Here is a 25,960-nt window from a genome sequence, read left to right on the forward strand (position 1 = left end):
CTATCGGGTCAACGGCGTGACAAAGCATCTATGCAAGGGCTTACATATGCGTTATCGGCCAACGCCACAAACAATTCTCATGAGGGTGAGGAAACCATGACCACCATCGCACGTGCGGCGCGCCCTGCGTTGTCCATCCTTCTTTGCAGCGTTTCGCTCCCCGCGCTGGCCCAGACGGCCGACAGCCCGCAGGACGACGGCGCACTGCAGACCATCGTCGTGACCGCCGAACGCCGCACGCAGAGCCTGCAGGATGTGCCCATCTCGGCAACGGTCCTGTCGGGCGAGGATCTGCAGAGGAAGGGCGTGTCGAACCTCAACGACATGCAGCAGGTGGCGCCATCGGTGGCGATCAACACCTTCAACCGATCGACGTTCATCAATATCCGCGGCGTCGGCATCGCGCAGTCCGCCCCAACATCCAACCCGGGCGTCGCCTATTACATCGACGGCCAGTTGATCCCGCACGAACAGTTCATCGGCCAGAGCTTCTTCGACATCGGTTCGATCGAGGTGCTGCGCGGGCCGCAGGGCACGCTGACCGGCCAGAATTCAACCGGTGGCGCGGTCTACGTCCGCACGCCCGAGCCCGAGTTCGGCAGCAATTTCGCGGTGGGCGATTTCACCGCGGGCAATTATGATCGCTATCGCGCCGTCGTGGCCGCCAATATCGGCGGAGAGGACGTTGCCCTGCGCGTCGCCTACGTCCACGAACAGCGTGACAGCTACACGCGGAACATCGCCGCCAACGCGCTGAGCCAGCCCGGCAACCTCAACATGGACGCGATCCGCGCCAACCTGCGCCTGCGCGGCATGGATGGAAAGCTGAACGTCAACGTGCGCGGCGAATATTTCGACGTGCGGACCGACAACAACGCGGTGAAGAACCGGAACGATGCCGTCTCCTCCAACCCGTTCGTGATCGAGGAGGACGCCCCCTCGTTCCAGAACCAGGCCGGCTACCGGATTTCGGCCGAGGCGCGCTACGACGTGGCCGACACCGTGCAGGCGCGCGGGCTCGTTTCGTGGCAGGACGGCTTCACGCACGACCAGACCGACGGCGACCGCACCGCAACCTCGCTGCCGGTTCCGGCCAACCTGCCGACAACCGGCGCCAACACCGCGCGCTTCCCGGGCCGGGTCAGCAACGGCGATACGCGCTTCAAGACGCTGATCGGCGAAGTGAACCTGCTTTCGACCGGCAAGGGTCCGTTCCAGTGGGTGCTGGGCGCGTTCGTGATGGACGAGACCGTTCCGGTGACGCTGCTGCGCGATAACCGCAACACCACGCAGCTGCTGCAATCGAACAGCAGCATCATCACCACCGCCAAGAACACCTCGCAATCGATCTTCGGGCAGATCAACTATTACGTGACGCCGCAGATCGAACTGCTCGCAGGCGCGCGCTACAGCTGGGACAAGCAGGTCTACACCCGCTTTGCCGTTCCGGGCGCCGGCTTTACCCTGCCCTTCGTCAGCCAACAGGCCTCGAGCCAGCTGACCGGCAAGGTTGGCGTCAACTATCACTTCAACGGCAACGGGCTGATCTACCTGACCGCGTCGAAGGGCTACAAGGCGGGCGGCGTCAACCTCACGCCCAACACGCCCAACTTCAAGCCCGAGCGCAATTTCGTCTACGAGCTCGGTTTCAAGACGGAAGTCCTCGACCGCCACCTGCGCGTGAACGGCGACGTTTTCTATTCGGACTACAAGGACATCCAGCTGTCGAGCCTTGTCGGCGGCCTGCCCACCACGCAGAACGCGCTGGCGGGGCGCTCCAAGGGCGGTGAACTCGAACTGACCGCCCAGTTCGGCGGCTTCGCCGCCAACGCCGGCGTCGGCTATCTCGATGCCAAGTTCAACAATTCGGCCTGCATCTCCGATACCAACGCGGCCGGCACCGATCCCGGCTGCCCCACCAACCTGCGCTTCGTGCCCAAGGGACGGGTGCTGCCCTTCTCTCCGAAATGGACGGTCAATGCCGGCGCGCAATACACGCTCGCGCTGGCGGGCGTGGACGTGACGCCGCGCATCCAGTGGTCGCATCTGTCGCGGCAGAATGCCACGCCCTTCCCCAGCGTGAACACCCTGGTTCCCGGACGCGACATCTTCGACGCGCGCCTGACGTTCGACCTGGGCAAGAAGTACAAGCTGGAAGCCTTCGTCAACAACCTGACCAACAAGACCTACATCGCCACGCAGATCCAGAACAGCTCGAGCGCGGACGGCGGCATCATCTATGGCGCCCCGCGCACCTACGGCCTGCGCATCAAGGTCGAGATCGGCAACTGACGGCAACGGAAGGACGTGATGCGCACCGTGTTCAAGTCCATCCGGTTCCACCACGTCCTGCCCGCGATCGCCGTCCTCACGCTTGCCCTTTCGGCGGGCGCGCGGGGCGGCGATGCGCCGGACCGCTGGTGGGCACCGGGCGAAGGCCGGGTGTTTCCGGCCGAGCTGGACTACGACAACGCCAACGGCACGTTGCGCGCGCTGCTTGTCGGCGGTCCGATGCCGACGAAGGACCACCCGTTCTTCGAGCCCCTCGGCCCTAACGGCCGCGCCTGCGTGACCTGCCACCAGCCGGCTGATGCCATGAGCCTGTCTGCCGAAAGCGCGCGGCGGCAATGGGATCGCACCGGCGGCAAGGACCCCTTGTTCGCGGCCTACGACGGCTCGAACTGCCCCACGTTGCCGCAGGCGGAACGCGCATCGCATTCGCTGCTGCTGGAACGGGGGCTGATCCGCATCGAACGCCCGTGGCCGGTGCGGCAGTTCAATGGCCAGCCGGTGACGCCGGACTTCTCGATCGACGTGGTGCGCGATCCGAACGGCTGCAACAGCGGTCCGCACTATGGCCCGGCGGCGGGCAGGATCTCAGTCTATCGCCGGCCGCGCCCGGTCGCCAACATGAAATACCTGCTGGCGGTCGGCTTCCCCTATGATCCCAAGCAGGGCTACGCGCTGCCGCTCGATCCGGATACGGGCAAGCCCGAATCCGGCAATCTCATGGCGGACAACCGCGCCGGCAACCTGCGCATCCAGATGGAAGACGCCGCGGCCAGCCACCTGCAGATGCTGCGCAGGCTGACGCCCGAGCAGCGCAGGCGGATCGAGGATTTCGAACTGCGCATCTTCACCGCGCAGCAAGCGAGCAAGGCCGGCGGTGCTGTCGATACGACCGGCGCCAGGGCAGGCCCGGCGCGTTTGCGGGATTCGCAGCCCGGCGCGCTTGGCAGCATCGGGGAGCCGGTGTGGAGCGAATTCACGGGCTGGGAAAAGATCAGCGCGGAAGATGCGCGCACCCTGACGCCACAGCAACTGGCCTTCCGCCAGTCCGTTGCCCGCGGGGCGCGCGTGTTTCGCGAAAAGATGTTTCTCATCACCGACACGGCCGGCATCAATTCCCGCATCGGCTTCGGCAATCCGGTGCGCAATTCGTGCGTGTTCTGTCACAACATGAGCCAGATGGGGAACGATGTGGCGCCGGGGCAGGTCGACCTCGGCACGACGACGCTGCCCTTCGCCGATCCCTGGGCCGATCTGCCGCTGTTCAAGGTCACCTGCCTGAAAGCGCCGCACCCGCATTATGGCCGGGTCATCTTCACCTATGATCCCGGCTTCGCGCTGACCAGTGGCCGCTGCGCCGATGTCGGCAAGATCACGCTGCAATCCATGCGCGGGCTGTCCGCCCGCGCGCCGTACTTCTCCAACGGCTTGGCAAAGGACTTGCGAGGGATCGTGGACTATTACGAGCGTCGCTACTCCATCGGCTATACCGAGCAGGAGAAACAGGATCTCGTCAATCTGATGAGCGTGCTGTGATGAAACGGATCGCGATTGCAGCCGGATGGATCATCGTGCTGGCGGCGCCGCTGTCGGCACAGGCGCAACAGGCGGGCGAACTTGTCCGCTTCATCGCCTGCCCCGTCTATCGCGATACCGATTCCGGCCGCAAATCGGGTTGCTGGCTGGCGGACGACCGCGAAAGCGGGATCCGCTACGACGTGAGCCAAAGCCCCTACAAACCCGACTGGAACCGGGAAGTGCTGGTGGAAGGCCGCGTTTCCGCCGATCCGCCCACACCGTGCGGGGCAACGGTGCTGGACCCGGTGCGGACTTCGCGGCTGGAGACGCCCTGCCCGCGCCACATGCTGCCGGCGGAAGGATACGCGGGCCGGCGCTACAAGCTGCCCCGCCGCAACATCGATCCGCTGTCCGTGCCCCGGAAAGTGCCGCCCGGTCCCTACGCCGAGCGCACGTTCCCGTTCTATTTCGAGTTCGGCAACGACTTCCTCGTCTATCAGTACGACGACTGGCTGATCGATAACGCGGTCACCTGGATTCGCGCGGCTCACCCCAGGAAGCTTGTCATCACCGGATTTGCCGCAACCGACCCGACGCCCGTGTCCGGCCGCACTATCGCGGAGCCGGCCGGCCTTGCCGCCGCGCGTGCCGCCAGCATCGCCGAAACGCTGCGGCGGCTTCTGCCGGGCATGATCGTGGAGACCCGCGCGCAAACGGGCGCCCTGCCCACGGACGAGCCGGAAGCGGACGGGCTACCCGGACAATCGCAACGCCGCGCGGAGATCCGTGCGGTGTTCTGAACACGGCCGATAGCGCGGCAGCCCAGCAGGACCGCCGCCTGCAAGCGGTTTGCGCACGATTACACGAACAGGCTGCCCACGTCTTCGCAACGATCCAGCGTGAGAATCGCGGCCACCAGATGTTCCGCCTGTTCCCGGCCACGCGGCAACGCGGCATGGGCAAGGCAATCGACAAACTTCGCGTGCTGCGCCGCAGGCGGCAGCGGGCGCGCCGGGCAGCCCAGCGCATCGGGCACCATCGCCTCCAGGAACGTCCCATCGTGGAGCCGGATGCCCATCGCCCCGCCGGTGCCCCGCTGCCAGGCCGGCGCCTTCGCAATACGCGGCCGCACCAGCGCCGATAGGGCCAGCACCTGCTGGTCGGCCAGCGTGTCGGCGCCAAAATCGTCGAGGCCGACGCCACCTTTTGTCAGCGCCAGCGCCGTCGTAAACGGTATGGAAAACTTCGCGTCGATCGCGACCGCCGGCGCCTGCTTGCGCTCCAGCGGATCGACCAGCATGTGCTGCACCTCATCGACCTCCACATCGATGCCGGCGACTGCGGCCGGGGCAAAACCGTGCCGGCCGCGCAGATCGAGCGCCATTTCGATAAACGGATGCGTTCCCCGGCAACTCGGCCAGGGCTTGAACGTCAGTTCCGTGCCCCAGAAATGCGTGCCCAGCCGATCGGCAAGATCGTCGGCCGAAAAGGCGCCACCGGCGTAAAGCGCGTAAAACCCGGCCCTGCCCTCCAGCGGGGCTTCGAACCCCGCAACCCCCTCTCTTGCCAGTAGCACCGCCGTAAGCGCGGCCTGGGCGGGAAAGGCCTCGCGCACCGCCCGCAGCACCGTCGTCCGGCTGTGTTTGATCTCGCCCGGCATGGTTGCCTGACACAGGACCATGGACAGCGCGTCCTTCACCTGCGCGGCATTCAGCCCCAGCAGGTTGGCCGCCCCGGCGGCGGCACCGTAGGCCGCGACGATGGGGGGCGGATACCATCCTCCCTCCTCCATGGGCTGCCTGAGCGAAAGCGCCATACGGCAGGCGATGTCGCCACCGACCGCCAGCGCCGTCAGGAAGCGCCGGCCATCCACCGGGCCTTCGGACTGCGCCAGCGCCAGCAGCACCGGGACGAGCGAGGCGTTGGGATGGGCCGGCGCGCGATCAAACGCGTCCTCGTAATCAACCGCATGGGCAAGGGCGCCATTCGCCAAGGCGGCGCCGACCGGCATGGCGCGTATGCCGGTACCAAGAATGCTGCACGGCCCCTCTCCACCGCGCGCGGCCAGCGTCACGAACGGCTGCGCTTCGTGCGCAAGGCCTCTGGCGGCGTAGATCACCCCGGTTGCGTCCAGACATGCGCGGGCTGCGGCGGCGCGCGCATCGTCGGGCAAGCCCTCCCAGCGCATCGCGGCGATGTGCCGGGTCAGCATGTCACTGATGCCGGTTTCGGGCGACGCCATCATCGCGCCGCCAGCCGGGGGGCGAGGGACAGCAACACGATCGCCGCGATCAGAATGCCGGCGCCCACGAGTTCGGCCGGGCGCGGCATCTTCAATCCCCAGAACAAGGCGAGCAGAACCGATCCGCCAACCCCGGCGACCAGGCTCGCCGCGCGTTCCAGCGGCACGCAATAGGCATTTTCGCGCGGGTCCAGCAGGATCAGGATCGCCAGCACCGAAATCAACGTCAGCGTGCAGCCGATCCAGAACAGCGGCCACAGCACGGGGTCCGTCCACACACTGACGAAGCCCCAGGCAAGCTCGCCCGATTGGCCGCCGATGCCGGACGCGGACATCAGCGCGAGCGCTGCCACCGACAAGGGCAGCGCGATCATCTTTTCCTCGACGAAGTAGCGTCGGACTGAGGCGGCATCTCCGGTCTTGGAAATCTTGGTCATCACCGCGAGCCGGAGGAAATAGCCGATGGTGTAGAGCACGACCGTCACGATCGCGATGGGCGGCAGCTTGAGGCCGCCCCGATCGGTCAAGGTGATGAGCAAGGCCAGCAGCACCATGGCCAGCGCCGCCCAGCTCCACCAGCGTACGCGGCGTCCGAATACCATGTCCACCAGCGGCGCGATAACCAGGACATCGCCGCGCATGATGAGCTGGATGAACGGGATGCTCACATCCCGGATCGTGAACGACAGCGGCACCGTGAACAGCACGAGCGCGGTCCCCAGCCCCGAAAGCAGCGTATAGCGCGTCGGCACGGGCAAACGCATGCCGGCCACCCGCACGGCGTGGGCATCGCGGTGCCATCCCGAAAGCCAGATGAACGCCCACGTCAGGACCATGCTGATGATCAGCGAGGCCGGCAGCGTTTCCAGCCCGGTCAGCGGCCGTCCCAGGCCGGGATGCGTTACCGAGGTGACCAGACGCGTGACGATGACGTTCGGCAGATAGGCCAGCAGATAGAGGAAGACCGTGGCTTCCATCGGAAAAGCGGCCAGCGACAACCGACGGTGGCGCGCGCTCATGGCGCCGCTTCCACGATGACCATGTCGCTTTCTACGCGATAGCGCGCGTTGAGCCCCGCCTCGCCCGTCACCGCAGCCATGTAATCGATCACCGCCGCGAAATCCGCTGTCCCCGGCGCAGGCACGCGCGGTACCGCGTCGCGGCCAATCACCAGGGGCAGGAAGCCGGCCTGCCGCACCCGGCCATTGGCGATATCCAGCCGCGCGATCATCGACAGGCGCGCGGCTTTGGGGAAATTGTAAAGGCTGTCGAAATCGGGCTCCCATTCCTCCGCCAGAACGCGGATTTCATTGAAGCTCTTCGATGCCGCATGCGCCGGGTCCATTCGCAGGTCGGTCGCGAAGTTGCACAGCGAATAGAATACCGGTCTGCCGTCGATCACCTCGCAGCCCTTCAGGATATGGGCATGGCCACCGAAAATGGCATCAGCCCCCGCGGCGATCGCCGCACGGGCAACGTCGCGCTGATAGTCCGCGATCACCGCGCGCACGAAATGAATGCCCCAATGATGCGAAACAAGCACGACATCCGCTTCGCGCTTCGCCGCGCGGATATCCGCCTCCATCGCGGCAAGATCGGCACGATGGGGATAGGTGTGGGTGCGCGGCGGCGTGCCTGGCTGATCGTGTTCGATCTGCTCATAAACCGTGAAGGCGCGCATCGGCGCACAGCCCGGCCGGCGCTCGTCCGCCCAATAGCTGTGCGGCAGAATACTGGAATAGGCGAGGAAGGCGACGCGCGTTCCGTCAGGAAGCTGCCGTAGCACCGGGCGGCGCGCCTCGACGATATTGGCCCCCGCGCCAACTACGCCGATGCCGGCCGCCTGCAGGTGCCCGCGCGTTTCGAAGAAGGCGTCGGCGCCCCAGTCCATCACATGATTGCCGGCCATGGAGATCACGTCGAACCCGGCCCGGCCAAGCGCTGCGGCGCCTTCGGGACGGGCCAGTACGGCGTGGCGCGCCTGCGGAAGCCTTACGCCCCGCTCGGCGAAGCTGGTTTCAAGCTGGCCAAACACGATGTCGGCGCTTTGCAGGAGATCGGCCGTGCCCGCAAAACAGGCGTCATAGTCATCGCGATCCATCGCAAGGTCGCCCGTGGCGAGAACGGTGTGGATCACGATCTTCTCCCGCAAGGCCATGCGAAACGGAACCGGCGATGGCCTCTTTTCATCGGGCTACCGCGCCAACGGAACGAGCGCAAGCGCTTACATCATCGACGCCCGGATGCTTGGCGCGCGGTTGCAGATCACCGCGGGCGATCACACCCAACAAAACGCCGCCCGGCCAGTGAGGGGGCCGGGCGGCGTGGATGGTGCGGAGGGATACCCCCGCGCCAGGTCCGGAAGGGTAGATCAGTACACGTAGCTGGCGCGGAACAGGAACGTGCGGCCCGGCTCCATGTAATCCTTCTGGTAGCTCGGATTGTCGCCCTTGGTGGTGTAGTATTTCCACCCGCCCAGGATGTTGCCCACGTCGAAGTCCAGCGCGAAGTGCTTGTTGAAGTTGTAGCGCGAATGGAAATCGAGGCTGCGGTTGGGCTGGACCCACTTGTCGACCGCGTTGTCGCGCAGCGATTCGATGTACTTGCCGCGATAGTTGTACGAGAGCTTCGCCTCGACGCCGTACTTCTGGTAGGTCAGCGCCGCGTTATAGATCAGGTGCGGCGTGTTGACGAAGCGGATCGGCTTGCCGGCGCGATAGGCAAGGCCCGTTTCCGCGCTGGACTTCTGCACGGTGATGTTGCCCTCGATGCCGAAGCCGTCGAACGGCGGCGTGATGCCCTGCAGCCCCTTGATGATATTCAGCTCGACGCCGTAGATCGTCGCCCTCTGCCCGTTCTGCGGCTGGTCGATCACGACGGTGCCGACCGAAGTGTTGGCGTTGACCTCGTTCCCGCCGGTGAAAATGAAGTTCGAGATGCGCTTGTAGTACACGCCCGCCGAAACGATGCTGGTGGCATCGGGATAGGTTTCCAGCGAGAGATCGAGGTTGAGCGCCCGCGCCGCCTTGAGGTCCGGGTTGCCGCGCGAGATGCCGACCACTTCGCCCTTGGAATTGCGCGAAACCGACTGGCTGGCGGCGATGAACCCGTATTCGGGCGGGGAATAGCCGGTCCAGATCGCGGCGCGGACGACATTCTTGTCGTCGGGGCGCCAGATCGCGGTCACGCTGGGCAGCAGCACGTTGTAGCCCCGGTCGGTCGCGATGAAGCCGCTGCCGGCACTGTCGTCGGACCAGCCGACGTTGTGCGTCTCGCGGCGTTCGAAGCGCGTGCCGGCGATCACCTGCAGCGCGTCAAAGTGGAAATGAGCAAGGGCATAGGCGGCATAGACGCGCTCGGTGCCGCGCTTGCGCTGCGTCAGATCGGGCAATCCGCTGTCGGTGAAGCCGTTGGCCTTCATCGCGGCATTGATCGCGGCGACCACCTTGTCGCGGTTGAACACGTCGCCGTAATAGTACTGGCCGCCCAGCACGCTCATTACTTCCTTCTGGACGAGCCCCGACTGCTTGAGGTTGAGGCCATCGAGCGGCGTGCCCGAAAGATCGCCGCCGTAGCCGGGATAGTAATCGTACTGGCGCTTCGACTGGAGGAACTTGGCCCCGACCTTCACGTAATCGAGCACGCTGCCTTCGAAATTATAGCGCGCATCGAACCGGAAGGCGATGCGGCTGTCCTTCTGGCGGTCGCGCGATACGTTGAGCCCGTCGAACGGCAGCAGCGACGAGTCATGTTCGACATTGGCGGCGGGGCCGGTCAGGTCGACATGCGGGAAGCGCGGGTCGGCCGAGACCCAGTCCAACCCCTGCGCGTTGAGCGGATAAGTGCACTTGTCGCAGTTGTAGCTGATCGAATAGCTTTCCGGCGTGGCGCGCGAACCGCCCGAATAGCTGGCGTCGTAATCGAGTTGGAGCCGACCGGCATCGGTGTGGCCGCCCAGGTTGATCGTGTAGAGCGTCTGGTTCTGGTCGATCGTCGAGAAGTTGCGCGCGAACTGGAACGCCTGCGGGTTCCACACGCCGGAACGGCCGTTGAGCGACCAATACTGGCTGGAATTGCGGTCGGCATCGGTAATCACGCCATCACCGTCGGCATCGACGATCTGGCTGGTGGTATAGCTGTAGATGCGGCCCTTGGCGCCGGTGCCGATCACCGCCTTGTCGGGCTGGACCAGCGTGGTGTCATTAATGTTCACCTGCGTCAGCCGCGCGGTCTTGCGGCTGCGGTAATCGGTCACGTCGTTGGTGCCGCGCTGTTCCTGGTGCGAATACTGGCCGCGCAGGTAAAGCTGGGTATGATCGCCGTGATAGTCGAACGAGACGTTCCCGCCATAGCGCTTCTGCTGCAGGCGGCGGTAATCGAGATCGATCCCCGGCAGATGCATGTTGCTCTGGTCGATCGCTTCCTGGCTGTCCTTGCGCCAGCGATAGGGTTCCCATTCGCCGTCGTTTTCGGTTTCCTGCCCGTTGCCGTGGTTCATCCCGTAGTTGGCGGAGATGAACACGCCGAAGCGGCCATCAGCGAAGCGCTTGCCGAAATCGAGCTGGCCCTGATAGGTGCCCGCCGCTTCGCCCGCGTCCTTCGCCTGCTGGTTGAAGCCGGCCGCGCCATAGGCGCGCAGCGTCAGGTCGTTCTGGAAATCGAACGCGGTGGGCGTGCGGAAATCTATCGAGCCGCCGATGCCGTCACCATCCTGGTCGGGGGTCAGCGTCTTGGTCACACGGATCGAGGCAAGGCCGTTCGGCGGCAGCACGGTGAGCGAAACGTCGCGGCTGCCCGGATCGGTCTGCGCCACGCGCACGCCGTTGATATAGACCGCGTTGTACGTGCCCGAAAGGCCGCGAATGGCGACGTATTCGCCCTCGCCCGTGTCCTGGTTCACGATCACCGACAGGCCGGGAATGCGGGCCAGCGCATCGGCCACGTTGGCGTCGGGCAGCTTGCCCAGGTTGTCCGCCGAAATGATGTCGATGACGTTATCGGCCTTCTTCTTCTCCTCGATCGCGGCCACCGTGCTCAGGCGCTGGCCGGTGACCGTGATGGAATCGGGCGCATCGGCCGCTTCATCGGCGTGCGCGGCGGTGCCCGCGACGATCGACGCGATCGCCACAGACGCCCGGAACAGCGCGCGGCCCTGCCGCGCGCGCTTGTAACCTGCCATGTCGTTTCTCCCCAGGAACGCAAGAACCCCGACTGCGCCCCGCACCGGCGGGACGATCCGAAAAGGCAAGGCGCACCCGTTGCCGGAGGCGGAGAGCTTCCGGCGGGCGGGGCGTCTGCGAATCGATTTTTCAGTCAACTGGTATAAACCAGTTAGCCATTACATCGGCGTGACAGCTTTCGCGCCTGCATCAAAATATGGAACGGCCGCCGCGAAGCAGCCCATCGTCGCACCGCTTTCAACCTTCGGGTAGCAGCAGACCCGCAAGCAGCGGGCGATATGTTTCCAGATCGGGAACCTGCCAGTCCTTGCGCTTGCCCAGATCGTCGAAGCGGCGAAGCTGGATCGCGTCCTCGAACCAGCGGTTGCTTCGGAAAGAGCCCACTTCATCGGGGTTCATCGCGCCGCCCTGCAGTTGCAGGCTGAGCAGCGAAGCGCCGCTGAGGCCTTCCGCATAACCCGGCTCGACCGCGCAGAGATAACGCTTGGCATCGACATGCAGGCGGACCGGCTCGGTCACGTCAGGCGCGAAGAACGGAGAAAGAAACGCAGCCCCCGTCACCTCGTGACGCGCATCAATGCCTTTGTGCTCCGCAGCATTTCCGGCATCGTCAATGAATTGCCCGATATCGTGCAACAGCGATGCCGCCACCATGGCAGGCGAGCAGTCCTGCGTCCGCGCCAGATGCCCGCATTGCAGAACGTGCTCGATCTGGGAGATCTCCTCGCCGTAGTGATGGTCGCCGAATTCGTTGATAATTCGGAAAATCCTGTCAATTCTGGTCGTCGTCATTCGGTTTCCCGTCATTCCTGCCGCGGCAATGCAAGGCCTGCACATCGTTTTATGCAGCCCGGTACCGCTCCGGGCGTCGTCAATCTGTAGCAGTTTTGGACTATACCAAAAATATGACTGGCTGGCGACATTTGCAGACCGGCTGACGGCAACGGAGAAAGGCACGGGCATGAGCAGAAGCGGCGGCAACCGGCGCGATTTCCTCAAGGCGACGGCGCAGGCGGGCAGCGTGGCGGGCGCGCTTTCGGCAGGCGGACTGTGGTCGGGCCTGATCGATCGGGCGCTGGCGATCGCGCCGGCGGGCCACACGGGCTCGATCATGGATGTCGAGCACGTGGTCATCCACATGCAGGAAAACCGTTCGTTCGATCACTATCTCGGCATGTTGAACGGCGTGCGCGGGCTGGGCGATCCCCGCCCGCTGCGCCTGCCGGGTGGACGCGCGGTGTGGGCACAGCCTTCGGACCAGCATCCCGACGGGCATGTCCTGCCCTATCACGGCGATTCGCACACGACCCGATCGTTCACCGTCGACGGCGCGGACCAGTCGCACCGCGAGAACATGCACATCTTCCACCGGGGCCGCTACGACCGCTGGGGCCACACCGGCGAACTACACAACCGGATGCTGCACTACACCGCCGGCGACCTGCCGTTCTACTATGCCCTGGCGGACGCCTTCACCGTCTGCGACGCCTATCACTGCTCCACCATGACGCAGACCTATCCCAACCGGTTGCACCTGTTCACCGGCTGCAACGGTGGCGGCACGGTCGGCGGCGATCCGGAAATGAGCAACTATGGCGAGGACGAGACGCCCAGCGCCGACATGGCGACCGACCAGCCGCTGCGCGCCGACGCCTATCGCTGGACGACTTATGCCGAACGGCTGCAGCAGGCCGGCATCGCGTGGAAGGTCTATCAGGAATACGACAATTTCGGCGACAACCTGCTCTCGGTATTCCCGCCGTTCCGGCCCTGCCCGCCCGATTCCGACCTATACCGCCGGGGGCGGGCCTGGGTCAGCGAACATCGGCAGGGGCCGGACCGCACCCGTTCGGACGGCGAACAGCTCGTCGCCGCGTTCCGTGCCGACGTGGCGGCGGGCCAGCTTCCGGCGGTCTCGTGGATCGTCACGGCAGCGGACCTGTCCGAACACCCCAAGGCCGAACCGTCCAAGGGCGAACACGTCACCGCAAAGCTGATCGAGGCGCTGATCGATCACCCGGACGTCTTCGCCAAGACTGTGTTCATCCTCAACTACGACGAGGCCGGGGGCTTCTTCGACCACATGCCGCCGCCGGTGCCGCCGGTGGGCGATTATCGCGGGCACAGCACCGTGCCACTCGACGGCGAGATGAAGGACTGGTCGGCCGAAAGCGCCTGGGCCGCCGAACATGGCGCGCGCCACCCCATCGGGCTGGGCATCCGCACGCCGACGATGCTGGTCTCGCCATGGAGCCGGGGCGGTTTCGTCTGCTCAGAACTGTTCGACCACACCTCGGTCCTGCGCTTTCTGGAGCGGCGCTTCGGCGTGCGCGAACCCAACATCAGCGCGTGGCGCCGCGCGGTATGCGGCGATCTGACTTCCGCGTTCGATTTCACGCGCGCCGATCCCTCGCGCCCGGCGCGCGCGCTGCCCGATACCGCCGATTTCCGCGACCGCGTGGCCCGCTCGGCGGCGGGCACCGCCAACGCCATTCCCGCGCGGCAGGAGCCCGCCGCGCAGATGCCCGGCCAGCGCCCGCATCGCCCCCTGCCCTATCGCCTCGCGGTGACGGGCGAAGTCACGCCCGCACGCCGCTTCCGTCTGTCGCTGGCGAACACAGGGACCAAGGGCGCGGCTTTCACCGTCCACGACAACACCGACCGGCAGGAGCCATGGCACTACACCATCGGCGCGGGCGACCGCTTCGCCAGCGAACAGTGGCACGATGCCCCCCTCCCCGCTGCCGACGCAACCGCCGACGCCTATGACCTCACCCTGCGCGGCCCCAACGGGCTGTGGCGGCGCTTCGCTGGGCCACTTGGCGCGCACGTTGAGGCGCTGTGTATCGACCGACCGGAAATGGATGCAGTGGAACTCGTGCTGGTCAATCGTGGAGCCGCGCCAGTGACGTTCGCGATCGCGCTCGATCCCGCCTACCGCGCGCAGACCGCGCCGATCCGCTCGGTGTCCGTGGCGCCGGGCAAGCGGGTGAGCGACCTGTGGCGGCTTGGCCCGAGCGACAACTGGTACGACCTCACCATCCGCACCGACAGCGAACCGGCCTTCCTGCGCCGCTTTGCCGGCAAGGTGGAAAACGGGCGCGCCGGGCGGACCGATCCCGGCATCGGCCCGATGCGCATCGAGGCCTGACCGCGTGCGGCGCGGTTGGCTGGCGGCGGGCGTGGCGCTCGCGCTCACGGCAACCTCGGGCGCAGCGCAGGCGCCTTACGTGGCGCCGGCGCGCGTGCCGGACGGGGTGGCCGTGCTGCCCCTTCCCCCCGCGCCGGGCAGCCCGCAGGACAACGCCGATCTTGCCCTGTTTCGGGCCACCCGCGCGCTCGAGGGAAGCCCGCGCTGGCGGATGGCGACCGACGACGTGACCAATGCGCCGCTCGATCGCTATGCCTGCGCCATGGGGATGCGGATAGATGCTCGCCGCGCGCCGGCGCTGGCCGCGCTGCTCGACCGGATCGGCACGGGCGAGATGGTGGGACCGGTGAAGGAGCACTATCGCAAGGCGCGGCCCTATCTCGGCACGGATGCGCCCATTTGCGAGCCGCGCACCGATCATCTCGCGCGCAACGGCGATTATCCTTCGGGCCATGCCGCGAACGGCTGGCTGGAAGCACTGGTGCTGGTCCAGTTGCTGCCCGATCGCGCCACGCCGCTCCTCGCCCGTGCCCGCGCTTATGGCGAAAGCCGCGTGATCTGCGGTGTCCATTCGCACAGCGCGGTGCAAGCGGGCTGGCTTGCCGGCAGCGCGATGTTCGCGATGCTGCAGGCCTCGCCTGCCTATCACCGCGATCTTGTCGCTGCCGCGCGCGAACTGGCAAGGCTGCGCGCCCATGCCCCGGTGCCGGACCCGACCGCCTGCGCACGGGAAGCCGAACTGGGCGGGCAAGGACCCGGCCGCTAACCGCCGGCGCCGGCATCGTCCAGACGATACATACCGCGCCCCGAGGCTTCGCATCCGCCTTGCCCTTGACTTGCCGCACCAAGCTTGCCACACCGTTTGCATTCGAATGCAAATCCGAAGACGGAGAGTTGAGTGGCAATCTATCTCAAGCGTGGGGCGACGGCGGAAGCGAAGGCCGAGGGCGACCGGAAGGTACGCGATACGGTGGAAGCGGCGCTGGCCGACATCGAGGCGCGGGGCGACGTGGCCGTGCGCGAGATGAGCATACGTTTCGACGGGTGGGACCGCGAAGACTATCGCCTGAGCCAGGCCGAAATCGATGCCGCGGTCGATAGCCTGACCGCGCAGGAGCGCAAGGACATCGAGTTCGCGCAGACGCAGGTGCGCAACTTTGCGCAGATCCAGCGCGATTCCATGAAGGACGTGGAAGTCGAAACGATGCCCGGCGTGGTGCTGGGCCACAAGAACGTGCCGATCAACGCCGCCGGCTGCTACGTTCCGGGCGGCAAGTATCCGCTGCTGGCGTCGGCGCACATGTCGGTGATCACCGCCAAGGTGGCCGGCGTGAAGCGCGTCGTCACCTGCGCCCCACCGTTCCAGGGCAAGCCCGCCCGCGCCATCGTGGCCGCGCAAGCCTTGGCCGGGGCGGACGCGATCTATGCGCTGGGCGGCATCCAGGCGATCGGCGCCATGGCCATCGGCACGCAGACGATCGACCCGATCGACATTCTGGTCGGCCCCGGCAATGCCTTCGTGGCCGAAGCCAAGCGCCAGCTGTTCGGCCGCGTGGGCATCGACTTGTTCGCCGGCCCCACCGAAACCCTGATCATCGCCGACGAGATCGGTTGCGACCCGGAAATGGCCGCCACCGACATTCTCGGGCAGGTGGAACACGGCCCCGACAGCCCCGGCGTGCTGCTGACCAACAGCGAGAAGTTCGCGCGCGAAACGATGGCCGAGATCGAGCGCCTGTTGCAGATCCTCCCCACCGCCGATCATGCCCGCAAGGCGTGGGAGACCTATGGCGAGGTCATCGTGGCCGAAAGCTACGAGGAAATGGTCAGGATCGCTGACGAGATCGCCAGCGAGCACGTGCAGGTGATGACGGCCGATCCGGATTACTTCCTGCAGAACATGACCAACTACGGCGCCCTGTTCCTGGGCGCGCGCACCAACGTCAGCTTCGGCGACAAGGTGATCGGCACGAACCATACGCTGCCGACGAAGAAGGCGGCGCGCTATACCGGCGGGTTGTGGGTGGGCAAATTCCTCAAGACCTGCACCTACCAGAAGGTGCTCACCGACGAAGCGAGCGCGCTGGTGGGCGAATATTGCAGCCGGCTCTGCGCGCTGGAAGGCTTCGCCGGGCACGGCGAGCAGGCCAACCTGCGCGTGCGGCGCTATGGCGGGCGTGACGTGCCCTATGCCGGGCAGGCAACCCCGAGCGAACTGACGCGCGCCTGATGCTGCCCGCCACGCCGTCTTTCCGCCTGGACGGGCGCCGGGCCCTGGTGACCGGCGCCGGCAGGGGCATCGGGCTGGCGATGGCGGCGGCCCTTGCCGAAGCGGGCGCGGCGGTCACGCTCGCCGCGCGGACGCAAGGCGAAATCGAACAAGCAGCCGCCGCCATCGGGCAGGCGGGTGGCATGGCCGAGGCGGCCGTGCTCGACGTGGCGGACATGGGCGCGGTTGCCGCCTTCTTCGAAGGCCGGCCCGCGTTCCACGTCCTTGTCAACAACGCCGGAACCAACCGCCCCATGCCGATGTGGCAGGTGGACGAGGCCGATTACGACGCGGTGCTGGACCTCAACGTGAAAGCGGCGTTCTTCGTGGCGCAGCATTGCGTAAAGGCCATGCTGCGTGATGGCGTGAAGGGCAGCCTGATCCATATCGGCAGCCAGATGGGCCATGTCGGCGGGCCGAACCGGAGCCTGTACTGTGCCAGCAAGGGGGCGCTGGAAGGCATGAACAAGGCCTTCGCGCTCGACCTTGCGCCACACGGCATCCGCAGCAACACTATCGCGCCAACCTTCATCGAGACGCCAATGACCAAACCGTTCTTCGAAGACGAGGCATTCCGGTCCAGCGTGCTCCAGAAGATCAAGCTGGGCCGGCTCGGCACCGTGGAAGACCTGATGGGCGCGGCGCTGTTCCTCGCCGGCGATGCCAGCGCAATGGTGACGGGCACCAGCCTGGTCGTCGATGGCGGATGGACGGCGGAATGACATTCAAGGCACGCTTGAACGCCGGCGATTTGCTGGTCGGCACGTTCATCAAGACCCCATCGCCCATCGTGGTGGAAGTCCTGTCGTTGACGGCGCTGGACTGCCTGTGCCTCGATGCCGAGCACGCGCCGTTCGACCGGCGCGATATCGACCTGTGCGTCGCACTGGCCCGCGCGGCGGACAAGCCGGTTCTGGTCCGGGTGCCGGTCACCTCGCCCGAACAGATCCTTGGCGCGCTGGACTGCGGAGCAACCGGCGTGGTCGCGCCGCACGTCCGTTCCCGGGCGGAAGCGGAAGCGCTCGCGCGGTACGCGCACTATGGCGCGGGTGGCCGGGGCTATGCCGGATCATCGCGCGCGGCGGGCTATACCACGCGGACCATGGCCGATCACTTGGCCACAAGTGCGGCCAATACCGCCGTGATTGCCCAGATCGAAGACCCCGAAGCGGTGGACGCCATCGACGAGATCGCCGCCGTGCCGGGCATCGACGCGCTGTTCGTGGGACGTGCGGATCTGACCGTCGCCTATGGCGCGTCCAGCCAGGACGACCCGCAGGTGATCGCCGCCGTCGAAAAGATCTGCGCTGCCGGGCGTCGCCATGGCCGCCCGGTGGGCATGTTCGTGGCGCGGGCCGAAGACGTCCCGCTGTGGCGGCAGCACGGCGCGACGCTGTTCCTGCTGGAATCGGACCACGCCTTCCTGCTCAAGGGCGCCGCCGCCCTTCTGGACCGCACGCGCGCGTGACCGGACCGCCGGCCAGCATAACGGCCGCGGCGACGATGCTGGCGCGTGGGGAAACCACCGCCCGTGCCTTGCTGGATCAGGCGCTCGAGAAGCTGGATAGGGACGGCGATCGCTTCCACGCGATGCTGGCGTTCAATCCGCACGCGGCGCGGGACGCGGAGGCCGCCGACCGCGCCCGGTCGCAGGGCACCGCAGCGGGGCCGCTCCATGGCATTCCGCTGGTGCTCAAGGACAACATCGATCTTGCCGGTGTGCCCACCACGTCGGGCTGCCGCGCGCTTGCCGGCGCGATGCCCCGGCGATCGGCCATAATCGTCGAACGCCTGCGCGATGCGGGTGCGGTAATCGTCGGCAAGACCAACCTGTCCGAATTCTCGTTCGAAATCCGCTCGCGCAGTTCGCTGGGCGGCGACGTCCTCCATCCCCGGGCTCCGCACGCCAGCGCCGGGGGATCGAGCGGCGGCACGGCCGTTGCCGTGGCTCAGGGCTATGCGCTGGGCGGGATCGGCACGGACACCGGCGGTTCGATCCGAATCCCCGCAGCCTTCAACGGGCTGGTCGGATTCCGGCCCGCCCACGGCGCGCTGCCGATGCAGGGCATCGCCCCCCTCGCCCCGTCCACCGACACGGTCGGCCCGATCGCCCGAACGGTGGCGGACGCCGAATTGCTGCTCGCGGCGATGGGCCACGGTGTGTCCGTGTCCGCGCTGCCACGCCGGATCGGGGTGGTGCGCGAGGTGTTCGGCGCCAACGCCGCCGTGGATGCTGTATGCGCCACCGCGCTCGACCGGCTGGCCGAAGCGGGCGTCACGCTGGTTGACCTGCCCGCGCTGCCCGCCGACCTCAACCCCGGGCATGGCGAGCATATCGTGGATGCCGAGTTCGCGACGGCCTTCGATGCCTATCTCGCATCGAACTTCCTGCCCGGCTCCGCCCCTGCCTCGCTCGATGTGATCGTTGCCGGAGAGGCGTTTTTGCCCGATCATGCCAAGGCGCTCGCCGCGCGGATCGCGGCGAAGGACCGCGAAACCGCCAGCATCCTGGCACGGCACCAGGCCCTGGCAGGGCATCTCGGCGCGGCCTGCGCGGCGCTAGCTATCGATGCCCTCGTCTATCCGACCTCGCAGGCCATTCCGGACGATCTGGAAAACCCCAAGGGCGGCTGGGCTCCCGAGCTGGCGGCCCGCAGCGGCTGGCCGGCGCTGACGGTCTGCGCCGGGTTCGCCGCGAACGGCATGCCCGTGGGCATCGAATTCCTCGCTCCGCCGGTCAACGAGGGCGCGCTGTTCGCCCTTGCCCGGCTGATCGAGGCAACGGCCGTCTAAACCCGGCGCTTCCGCCTCTCTCGCACTTCCGAATTTTGCCGGCTTCGGTTCGCCCCGTGGCCGGCGAACGGCGCTTGCCGCGCGCACAAAAAATGACCGGACCCGATCAGGGCCCGGCCAGAGGGAGAACAGACAATGACGGGGCGGGAACCTGTCCCGCCCCGCGTGAAGATCAGAACTTCGTGCCGACGCGGACGCCGTAGGTACGCGGCGCGCCATAGGAGACTTGCATGCGCTGGCGGCGACCGATCACGCCGCTCAGCAGGACCGCGCGGTTGGTGAGGTTGTCGCCATAGATTTCCACGAAGGTACGGTCGTTCTTGTCGCTCCAGCGCAGCGAGGCATCGAACTTGTCGTAGGACTTCTGGAAATCCAGCGGGGTGTTGCGGTCGGTGACGTAGTAGCTGCTCGAATGCAGCCAGGTGCCCATCGGCGACAGCGTGCCGGCATCGCCGAGATCGAGATCGTAGGACACCGCAACGGTCGACTTGAACTTCGGCGACTGCGGAATGGACTTGCCGGCAAGGTTCAGCGAGACCGGGTCCGTGCCATTCGACAGGCCAAAGAAGTTGTTGCCGCTGATATAGCTCGTGTACTTGGCGTTCATGAACGCCGCGGTCGTGTCGATGTGCAGGCCAGCCACCGGATTGAGGCGCAGCGCGACTTCACCGCCATAGCTGCGTGCCTTGCCGGCCGAACCGAAGTAGGACACCAGCGGCGTATAGACGTTGATCTGCAGGTTCGAGAAGCGGTTGTAGAACACCGAAGCCTCGATCTGGCCCTTGCCGCCAAGGATCAGCGACTTGACGCCGCCTTCATAGGCCGAAACCTTCTGAGGCGCATAGGAAGCCGGGATCAGCGGGTTGCCGCCGGTGTCGTTCACGCCGCCGGACGCGAAGCCGGTGGACGCGGTGGCATAGATCATCGTCGAACGCGAAGGCGTGAACTGGATGCCCGCGCGCCAGGTCCAGCTGTTGAAGCCCGGCGAACCCTTCGTCGTCACATAGGGCGTGACGAAGTTGTAGGTGCCCGGCGCCGCGTCCGCGTAGTCGGAGAAGATGAACGCCTTCTTTTCGTGGCTGTAGCGCAGACCGCCGATCAGCTTCAGCTTGTCCGGCACGATGGCGTAGCTGGCCTGACCGAACGCGGCATAGGCGTTGGTGGTTATGTCCGAATCCGCCTTGAAGCCATTGGTGGTCGCGCCCGGCGCGGTGATCTTCTGCTGATAGGTCTCGAAGATCGAGTCATGCAGGTAATAGCCGCCGATCAACCATTCGAGCGGAGAGCGCGAGTTCGAGGCGAGTTGAATCTCCTGCGAAAACGCGTTGGACCGGGTGTTGGGTTCCTGGATGCCCGAGCCGTAGCCATAGGCTTCGAACACCTTGCTCGACTGGTCGTTGTCGGCGCTGCGATGCGCGCGGAAGTGGGTGTAGCCGGTGATCGACTTGACCGTCGCGAACCCGAGATCATAGGCGATCTGGCCCGAAACGTAGTCTTCCTTGATGTGTTCGAAAGGCTGATAGTCCCAATCGTTGGTCCACGCGCCGCCGGTGACCGGCAGGCCCACATCGCGCCCGGCAACGTTGGGCGAACCGTTGGGCACCGAGGGGTTTACCGCCAGGGGGCTGCCGTTGATCGACTGATAGCCCGTGGCCGGGTTGATCAGCGTGCCCGCGACCTTGTAGCCATAGGAACCCGCGCCCGCATCGTCACGGCGCCAGGTGCCAGCCCGCAGCGTCACTTCCAGGCGGCTGTCGGGCTTCCACTTCAGCACCACGCGCTGCGCGTTCTCGTTGAGGTCGTTCAGCACGACGTCCGAGGTGGTCGAACGGACATAGCCATCGTGGCGCTGGAACACGCCGGACACGCGCAGCTGCAGCGTATCGGACACGGGGATGTTGACGTATCCGTCGATCCGGGCCGAGTTGAAATTGCCCTTGTCGATATTGATACCCGCGCCAAGATCCTTCATCGGATCGGACGTGACGACGCTGACGTTGCCGCCGAAGGTGTTACGGCCGTACAGCGTGCCCTGCGGACCGCGCAGCACTTCCACGCGGGCCACGTCGAACAGCGGAATGCTCTGCTGCTGCGTGCGGCTCTGATAGATGCCGTCGACATAGAAGCCGATCACGGGGTCGGTCTGGGCGGAAACGAGGCTGGTGCGGACGCCGCGAATGGCCGGGAACGAGTCCGAACCCTGCGAACCCCAGGTAAAGCCGGGCGTGGCGAATTCGACGCGCGAGATGTTGTTGGCGTGCAGCCGCTCAAGCGCCTCGCCAGACAGGGCGGTGACGGCGATCGGCACGTCGCGCAGGCGTTCGCTGCGGCGCTGCGCGGTCACGATGATGTCCCCACCCACATCGGCCGATGCACCGGCGCCGGCGTCAGACTGCGGCGCGCCCTGCGCCAGAACCGGTGAAGCGGTCATCGCCATCGCGATGGCGGACGCCCCGAGGCAGAATTTGCGATGCATCGATTACTCCCCTTTCCCTCATTGGAATTTGACAGGAACTTATCGAGCCCGCGCCAACCCGTCGATATCTTTTTGCATTCGAAGTCACATTTTGTGATTGCGCATCGACCTGTTCAAAATAATCCTTATATCTCTGTATTTTAATTTCCATCAGCCGCACATATTGCGGCAGCACAACCTCGTTAAGACGCGCAGAAATGCCGCCCTCGTGCGACATTTTAACAACATATCTGATACCGAATGCATCGATCTGGTTGCCATCAGGCAAAACGCGCCGATTCTCCGATGATCAACTCGCCCGAGAACAGACGCTGTTCCGCCGGAACGGAAGGATCGTCGAGTCGCTCCATCAGCATCGCGACCGATGCTTCGGTCATCCGGTTGACCGGCTGGCGGATCGTCGTCAGCCGGTAGCTTTCCCACATGGCGGGGCCGGACCCGTCGAAACCCACGATCGAAAGGTCCTGCGGTATGCGCCGGGCGCAATCCTGGCGCGCGCCGTCCATGGCGCCGATGGCCATCATGTCACTGCCACAGACGATCGCGTCCAGTTGGGGTCTTTCCTGCAGGAGTGAGATCAGCCCCGCTCGTCCGGAAGCGTAGCTGTAGTCTCCGCGCACCACCGGAACATCGGTCATGCCGGCCGCCGCCAGGGTAGCCAGAGTGGCCTGGCGCCGTTCTTCGCCGACATAGCTGTCTTCGGGGCCGGCAATGACTCCGAAACGGCGATGCCCGCTGTCCAGCAGGCGCGTCACCAGATCGCGTTCGCCCTGGGCGGAATCGCACCGGATCGAACCGGCTCCGCCACCGCTGGCCATGCGGTTGTAAAGCACCACCGGAATGCGGTGACGGGCAAATTCCGCCAACTGGTCGTCCGACAGACGCACCGCCGCGATCACGCCGTCCACCGAATGGCGCCAGATCTGGTGGATGATCTGGTCGACATCGCTTTCGCTGCGCAGGCTAAACAGAAGAACGCGCATGTCGCGATCGGTCAGGCTGGCGCACAAACCCGCCAGCACTTCCGGATAGGTAAGGTTGGTATTGCTCGAGATCAGCACCGCCACAAGGTGGGTACGCTTGGAAATCAGCGCCTGCGCGAGGGCATTCGGCTTGTAGCCGATCTCCGCCGCCACCTTCAGGATTTTTTCGCGCTTCGCCTGCCCGATCGAGGCGTTGGGCGCGAAACACCGCGAAACCGCCGACTGCGAAACCCCGGCAAGGCGCGCGACATCGTAAGAGGTCGGCCGCCGCCCGGCCTTCGCCAGAAACGATTGAGCATCCGTGTCAGACTTGGTTTTCGCCATGAGATCCCGTCGCGCTTGCACTTGCGGCACTTCTAGGCCGTCGGTCGCAACAGGCAAGTTCGGCGTCGGATTAGGGCGGCGACACTGTCGCGCACAAGGGGCATGACAATTGCATTCGAATGCAATATACGGGCGCGCAGATTCCACCACAGGAGCGTATCCATGAGTGTCCCAGCCCCGCGCGGCTTCGAGAATCGCACGCGCTATGCCAAGGCCCCGGCGCGAGACCAGATTGCCGACAGCAGTTCGGTTTCGGATCTGGTCGCCGGCGTGCTGCGCGATGTGCGCACCCGCGGCGACGCCGCCGTGCACCAGTATTCCCGCGAGTTCGACAAGGCCGATCTCGACCAGTTCGAAGTCAGCGCCGCCGATCGCGCCGCCGCGGTGGCGGAACTCGATCCGCAGACCCGCGCGGACACCGAGTTCGCGATCGAGAACGTCCGCCGCTTCGCCGAAGCCCAGCTGGGGACCATCCTGCCGCTGGAAGTCGAGCCTATGCCGGGCCTGCACCTCGGGCATCGGGTGATTCCCATCGAGCGCGTCGGGGCTTATGTTCCGGGTGGCCGTTTCCCGCTGTTGTCGGCCCCGATCATGACGATCGTCCCCGGCAAGGTGGCCGGCTGCAGCGAAGTGGTGGCCTGTCTTCCCCCCAACGCGCACCGCGCCATGATCGCCGGGTGCCACCTCTCCGGCGCCGACCGCATTTTTCGCATCGGCGGCGCACAGGCCATCGCGGCCATGGCGTTCGGAACCGAAAGCGTGCCGCAGGTCAACAAGATCATGGGCCCCGGCAACGCGTTCGTGAACGAGGCCAAGCGCCAGGTGTTCGGGCCGGTGGGCATCGACCAGCTGGCCGGACCTTCCGAAATCTTCGTGGTGGCCGACGAGACCGGCGATCCCGAACTGATCGCCACCGATCTGCTCGGCCAGGCGGAGCATGACATCCGCACGCGCGTGGGCCTGATCACCACCGACAGCAAGCTGGCCGAAGAAACCGTGGCCGCTGTGGAACGCCAGCTCAAGACGCTCGCTACCGCCGCCGTCGCCAGCGAAAGCTGGCGCGATTACGGCGAAGTGGTGATCTGCGCGGACGAGGCAGCGATGATCGCCTATTCCGACTACGTGGCTGCCGAACACCTGCAGGTCCACACCCGCGATCCGCACGCCTTCTCCCACAAGCTGCGCAACTACGGGTCGCTGTTCATCGGTGAAAACGCCAGCGTGGTCTATTCCGACAAGAACGTGGGCACCAACCACACGCTGCCCACCATGGGCGCCGGCCGCTATACCGGCGGCCTGTGGGTCGGCAGCTACGTGAAGATCGCCACCCACCAGTGGCTTGACGATAGCGCGGTGCGCGCGGTCGCCCCGCCGGCGATGCGGCAGAGCGGCAGCGAAGGGCTGGAAGGCCACCAGAAGGCCGCCGCGATCCGCCTCGAACGCCAGAAGGCCAACGCCTGATTTCGTCCGCAGGCCGTCACCGCGAGACGCCTCGCGGTGACGGCCGGGATATAATCGGACAGACAGCCCTTCGGGACACGCAAAAAGGCCCGCGAACCACCAGGTTCGCGGGCCTTTTCACATGCAGTCGAGGGGCTCAGCCGAAGATCGGCGCCGCCGGACTGTCGGTTCCGCGTACCACAAACGCCTTGGCCGGCACCGAAGCGGTGTTCCGGAACGCATGGGCGAGGCCGGTCGGGATGGTGAGCGTATCGCCCGCCCCCAGCAGAAGCGCTTCGCTGCCCCAGCTTACCTCCAGCGTCCCTTCCTGCACGATCAGCACTTCCGCTTCGGCGCGGGCGTGCATCGGAACATAGGCACCGGTCTGCAACGTCAGCAGGCGCAACTGGAACCCGTGCGGCCACCAGCCCGCAATCGGGCCAGCCGCGAAACCGTCTCCGCTGGCGCCCACCGCGATCAGACCGGCCTCCTCGACGCCTTCGCGCGCGAGAGGCGAATCCGGGTTCGCCACGGCATCGCCCCAGCGGACGATGCACTGCATCAGCTTCTCGATCGGCGGGGTGGCGAGTTCGCGCAGTTGGCTCTCGTCGAGAGGGGCCTCAAGCTCCATCTGGCGCAGGGTGTGCTCACCCTCGCTGGTATCGATCAGTTGCCCGCCCTTGACGAGCTTCAGTCCGAATCCTTCGGCCGCCTCGAACACCGCCGGCGCCCAGGTGACCTTGCCCGGATCGTCTTCGCCCAGCACGGTGAACAGCATGCCCAGGCCATCGTCGATCTTTTCGAAGCCGCGGAACATGTGGATCGGCACCGACACGACGTCGCCCGGTCCGATGTCCAGCGTGCCATCCTCGCGGTTCGGCCCGAACAGCAGCCGCCAGTGCCCGGAATGGACCATGAAGACCTCGGCGGTATCATGGCTGTGCTGCGAATTGACGCAGCCGAAGGGCTGGCGCGCCGCCCCGATGTTGAAACCGTGCTTTTCAGTTATGTGCACGAACTGGTCGGTGCTTTCGGACACGCCCGGACCGATGATTGTGAAGTTCTCCTTCTCTGTCGACCCCGGCGTGCGGGTATCGATGAAGGCGGTGCGGCAAGGCACGAGATCGGCATAACGCACCAGGCGCTGCGCCATGGCCTCTCGGGTCCACTCGGTCACGATAAGCTCCAAACTTGATGTTGCATTCGAATGCAAATCTGGTAGGTCAAGACCGGGGAAAGCGCAAGGCCGAGTTTTCGCTTTTCGGATTAGGCCTGCACTGAAACGAGAAAAGAGA

At 65.9% G+C, this 25,960-nt stretch carries 19 protein-coding genes; 10 read left to right on the plus strand and 9 right to left on the minus strand.

All coding sequences use genetic code 11. The features are described from left to right. Positions 1 to 96: 96 nt before the first annotated feature. Genes F1640_RS21840 through F1640_RS21850 form a run of 3 tightly spaced genes read left to right on the plus strand, consistent with a single transcriptional unit; the run spans position 97 to position 4,607 of the window. Complete coding sequence (locus F1640_RS21840) at positions 97 to 2,292, plus strand: TonB-dependent receptor (protein WP_194921866.1); 2,196 nt, start codon at positions 97 to 99, stop codon at positions 2,290 to 2,292. 18 nt (positions 2,293 to 2,310) lie between these two features. Further along, on the plus strand, positions 2,311 to 3,825 hold the full coding sequence (locus tag F1640_RS21845) for a hypothetical protein (protein ID WP_124808904.1): 1,515 nt from the start codon (positions 2,311 to 2,313) through the stop codon (positions 3,823 to 3,825). After that, positions 3,825 to 4,607: a hypothetical protein gene (locus tag F1640_RS21850; RefSeq protein WP_194921869.1), complete on the plus strand. Its 783-nt coding sequence runs from the start codon at positions 3,825 to 3,827 to the stop codon at positions 4,605 to 4,607. Before F1640_RS21845 ends, F1640_RS21850 begins: the two co-directional genes overlap by 1 nt. A 59-nt stretch (positions 4,608 to 4,666) precedes the next feature. Here F1640_RS21850 and F1640_RS21855 read toward each other — a convergent pair whose 3' ends face one another. From F1640_RS21855 to F1640_RS21875, 5 genes are all read right to left on the minus strand, one after another. Beyond that, positions 4,667 to 6,052: an MmgE/PrpD family protein gene (locus F1640_RS21855; RefSeq protein ID WP_255530679.1), complete on the minus strand. Its 1,386-nt coding sequence runs from the start codon at positions 6,050 to 6,052 to the stop codon at positions 4,667 to 4,669. After that, positions 6,049 to 7,068 (minus strand): hypothetical protein, encoded by a 1,020-nt coding sequence (locus tag F1640_RS21860; protein ID WP_124808902.1) that lies wholly within the window; start codon positions 7,066 to 7,068, stop codon positions 6,049 to 6,051. Before F1640_RS21860 ends, F1640_RS21855 begins: the two co-directional genes overlap by 4 nt. Further along, the gene (locus tag F1640_RS21865; protein WP_124808901.1) at positions 7,065 to 8,186 is read right to left on the minus strand and encodes a CapA family protein; all 1,122 of its coding nucleotides are present in this window, start codon (positions 8,184 to 8,186) and stop codon (positions 7,065 to 7,067) included. The genes F1640_RS21860 and F1640_RS21865 overlap by 4 nt, the downstream gene beginning before the upstream one ends. Before the next feature lie 234 nt (positions 8,187 to 8,420). After that, positions 8,421 to 11,228: a TonB-dependent receptor gene (locus tag F1640_RS21870; RefSeq protein ID WP_124808900.1), complete on the minus strand. Its 2,808-nt coding sequence runs from the start codon at positions 11,226 to 11,228 to the stop codon at positions 8,421 to 8,423. A gap of 238 nt (positions 11,229 to 11,466) precedes the next feature. Beyond that, positions 11,467 to 12,210 carry an HD domain-containing protein gene (locus F1640_RS21875; RefSeq protein WP_223806558.1) on the minus strand — a complete coding sequence of 248 codons (744 nt, stop codon included), beginning with the start codon at positions 12,208 to 12,210 and terminating at the stop codon, positions 11,467 to 11,469. On the opposite strand from F1640_RS21875, the gene F1640_RS21880 reads away from it, so the two are divergent. The 6 genes from F1640_RS21880 (at position 12,191) to F1640_RS21905 (ending at position 19,442) form a co-directional block, all read left to right on the plus strand. Next, complete coding sequence (locus F1640_RS21880; RefSeq protein WP_124808899.1) at positions 12,191 to 14,380, plus strand: phosphocholine-specific phospholipase C; 2,190 nt, start codon at positions 12,191 to 12,193, stop codon at positions 14,378 to 14,380. The two genes, F1640_RS21875 and F1640_RS21880, sit on opposite strands and share 20 nt — an antisense overlap. A gap of 4 nt (positions 14,381 to 14,384) precedes the next feature. Beyond that, on the plus strand, positions 14,385 to 15,146 hold the full coding sequence (locus tag F1640_RS25910; RefSeq protein ID WP_194921871.1) for a phosphatase PAP2 family protein: 762 nt from the start codon (positions 14,385 to 14,387) through the stop codon (positions 15,144 to 15,146). 132 nt (positions 15,147 to 15,278) lie between these two features. Further along, positions 15,279 to 16,610 (plus strand): histidinol dehydrogenase, encoded by a 1,332-nt coding sequence (gene hisD / locus F1640_RS21890; RefSeq protein ID WP_124808897.1) that lies wholly within the window; start codon positions 15,279 to 15,281, stop codon positions 16,608 to 16,610. Further along, on the plus strand, positions 16,607 to 17,371 hold the full coding sequence (locus F1640_RS21895) for an SDR family NAD(P)-dependent oxidoreductase (RefSeq protein WP_124808896.1): 765 nt from the start codon (positions 16,607 to 16,609) through the stop codon (positions 17,369 to 17,371). The genes hisD (F1640_RS21890) and F1640_RS21895 overlap by 4 nt, the downstream gene beginning before the upstream one ends. After that, positions 17,368 to 18,117, plus strand: a complete 750-nt coding sequence (locus F1640_RS21900; protein ID WP_206694922.1) for an HpcH/HpaI aldolase/citrate lyase family protein — start codon at positions 17,368 to 17,370, stop codon at positions 18,115 to 18,117. The genes F1640_RS21895 and F1640_RS21900 overlap by 4 nt, the downstream gene beginning before the upstream one ends. Beyond that, positions 18,114 to 19,442: an amidase gene (locus tag F1640_RS21905; RefSeq protein ID WP_124808894.1), complete on the plus strand. Its 1,329-nt coding sequence runs from the start codon at positions 18,114 to 18,116 to the stop codon at positions 19,440 to 19,442. The genes F1640_RS21900 and F1640_RS21905 overlap by 4 nt, the downstream gene beginning before the upstream one ends. Positions 19,443 to 19,614: 172 nt before the next feature. Here the strand turns inward: F1640_RS21905 and F1640_RS21910 are convergent, their stop codons facing one another. From F1640_RS21910 to F1640_RS21920, 3 genes are read right to left on the minus strand one after another with little or no spacing between them, the layout of a single operon-like run. Continuing rightward, positions 19,615 to 21,873, minus strand: coding sequence for a TonB-dependent receptor (locus tag F1640_RS21910; protein WP_194921874.1), 2,259 nt, complete (start codon positions 21,871 to 21,873; stop codon positions 19,615 to 19,617). After that, on the minus strand, positions 21,830 to 22,186 hold the full coding sequence (locus F1640_RS21915; RefSeq protein WP_148092141.1) for a hypothetical protein: 357 nt from the start codon (positions 22,184 to 22,186) through the stop codon (positions 21,830 to 21,832). Before F1640_RS21915 ends, F1640_RS21910 begins: the two co-directional genes overlap by 44 nt. Beyond that, positions 22,179 to 23,225: a LacI family DNA-binding transcriptional regulator gene (locus F1640_RS21920; RefSeq protein ID WP_136957859.1), complete on the minus strand. Its 1,047-nt coding sequence runs from the start codon at positions 23,223 to 23,225 to the stop codon at positions 22,179 to 22,181. Before F1640_RS21920 ends, F1640_RS21915 begins: the two co-directional genes overlap by 8 nt. 162 nt (positions 23,226 to 23,387) lie before the next feature. Between F1640_RS21920 and hisD (F1640_RS21925) the strand changes: the two genes are divergently transcribed. Next, positions 23,388 to 24,686, plus strand: a complete 1,299-nt coding sequence (gene hisD / locus F1640_RS21925; protein WP_124808891.1) for a histidinol dehydrogenase — start codon at positions 23,388 to 23,390, stop codon at positions 24,684 to 24,686. Between the two features lie 136 nt (positions 24,687 to 24,822). On the opposite strand, the gene F1640_RS21930 is transcribed toward hisD (F1640_RS21925), so the two are convergent. Beyond that, on the minus strand, positions 24,823 to 25,842 hold the full coding sequence (locus F1640_RS21930) for a cupin domain-containing protein (protein WP_124808890.1): 1,020 nt from the start codon (positions 25,840 to 25,842) through the stop codon (positions 24,823 to 24,825). Positions 25,843 to 25,960: the final 118 nt, after the last annotated feature.

Source organism: Novosphingobium sp. NBM11, assembly GCF_015390225.1.
Taxonomy (GTDB): domain Bacteria; phylum Pseudomonadota; class Alphaproteobacteria; order Sphingomonadales; family Sphingomonadaceae; genus Novosphingobium.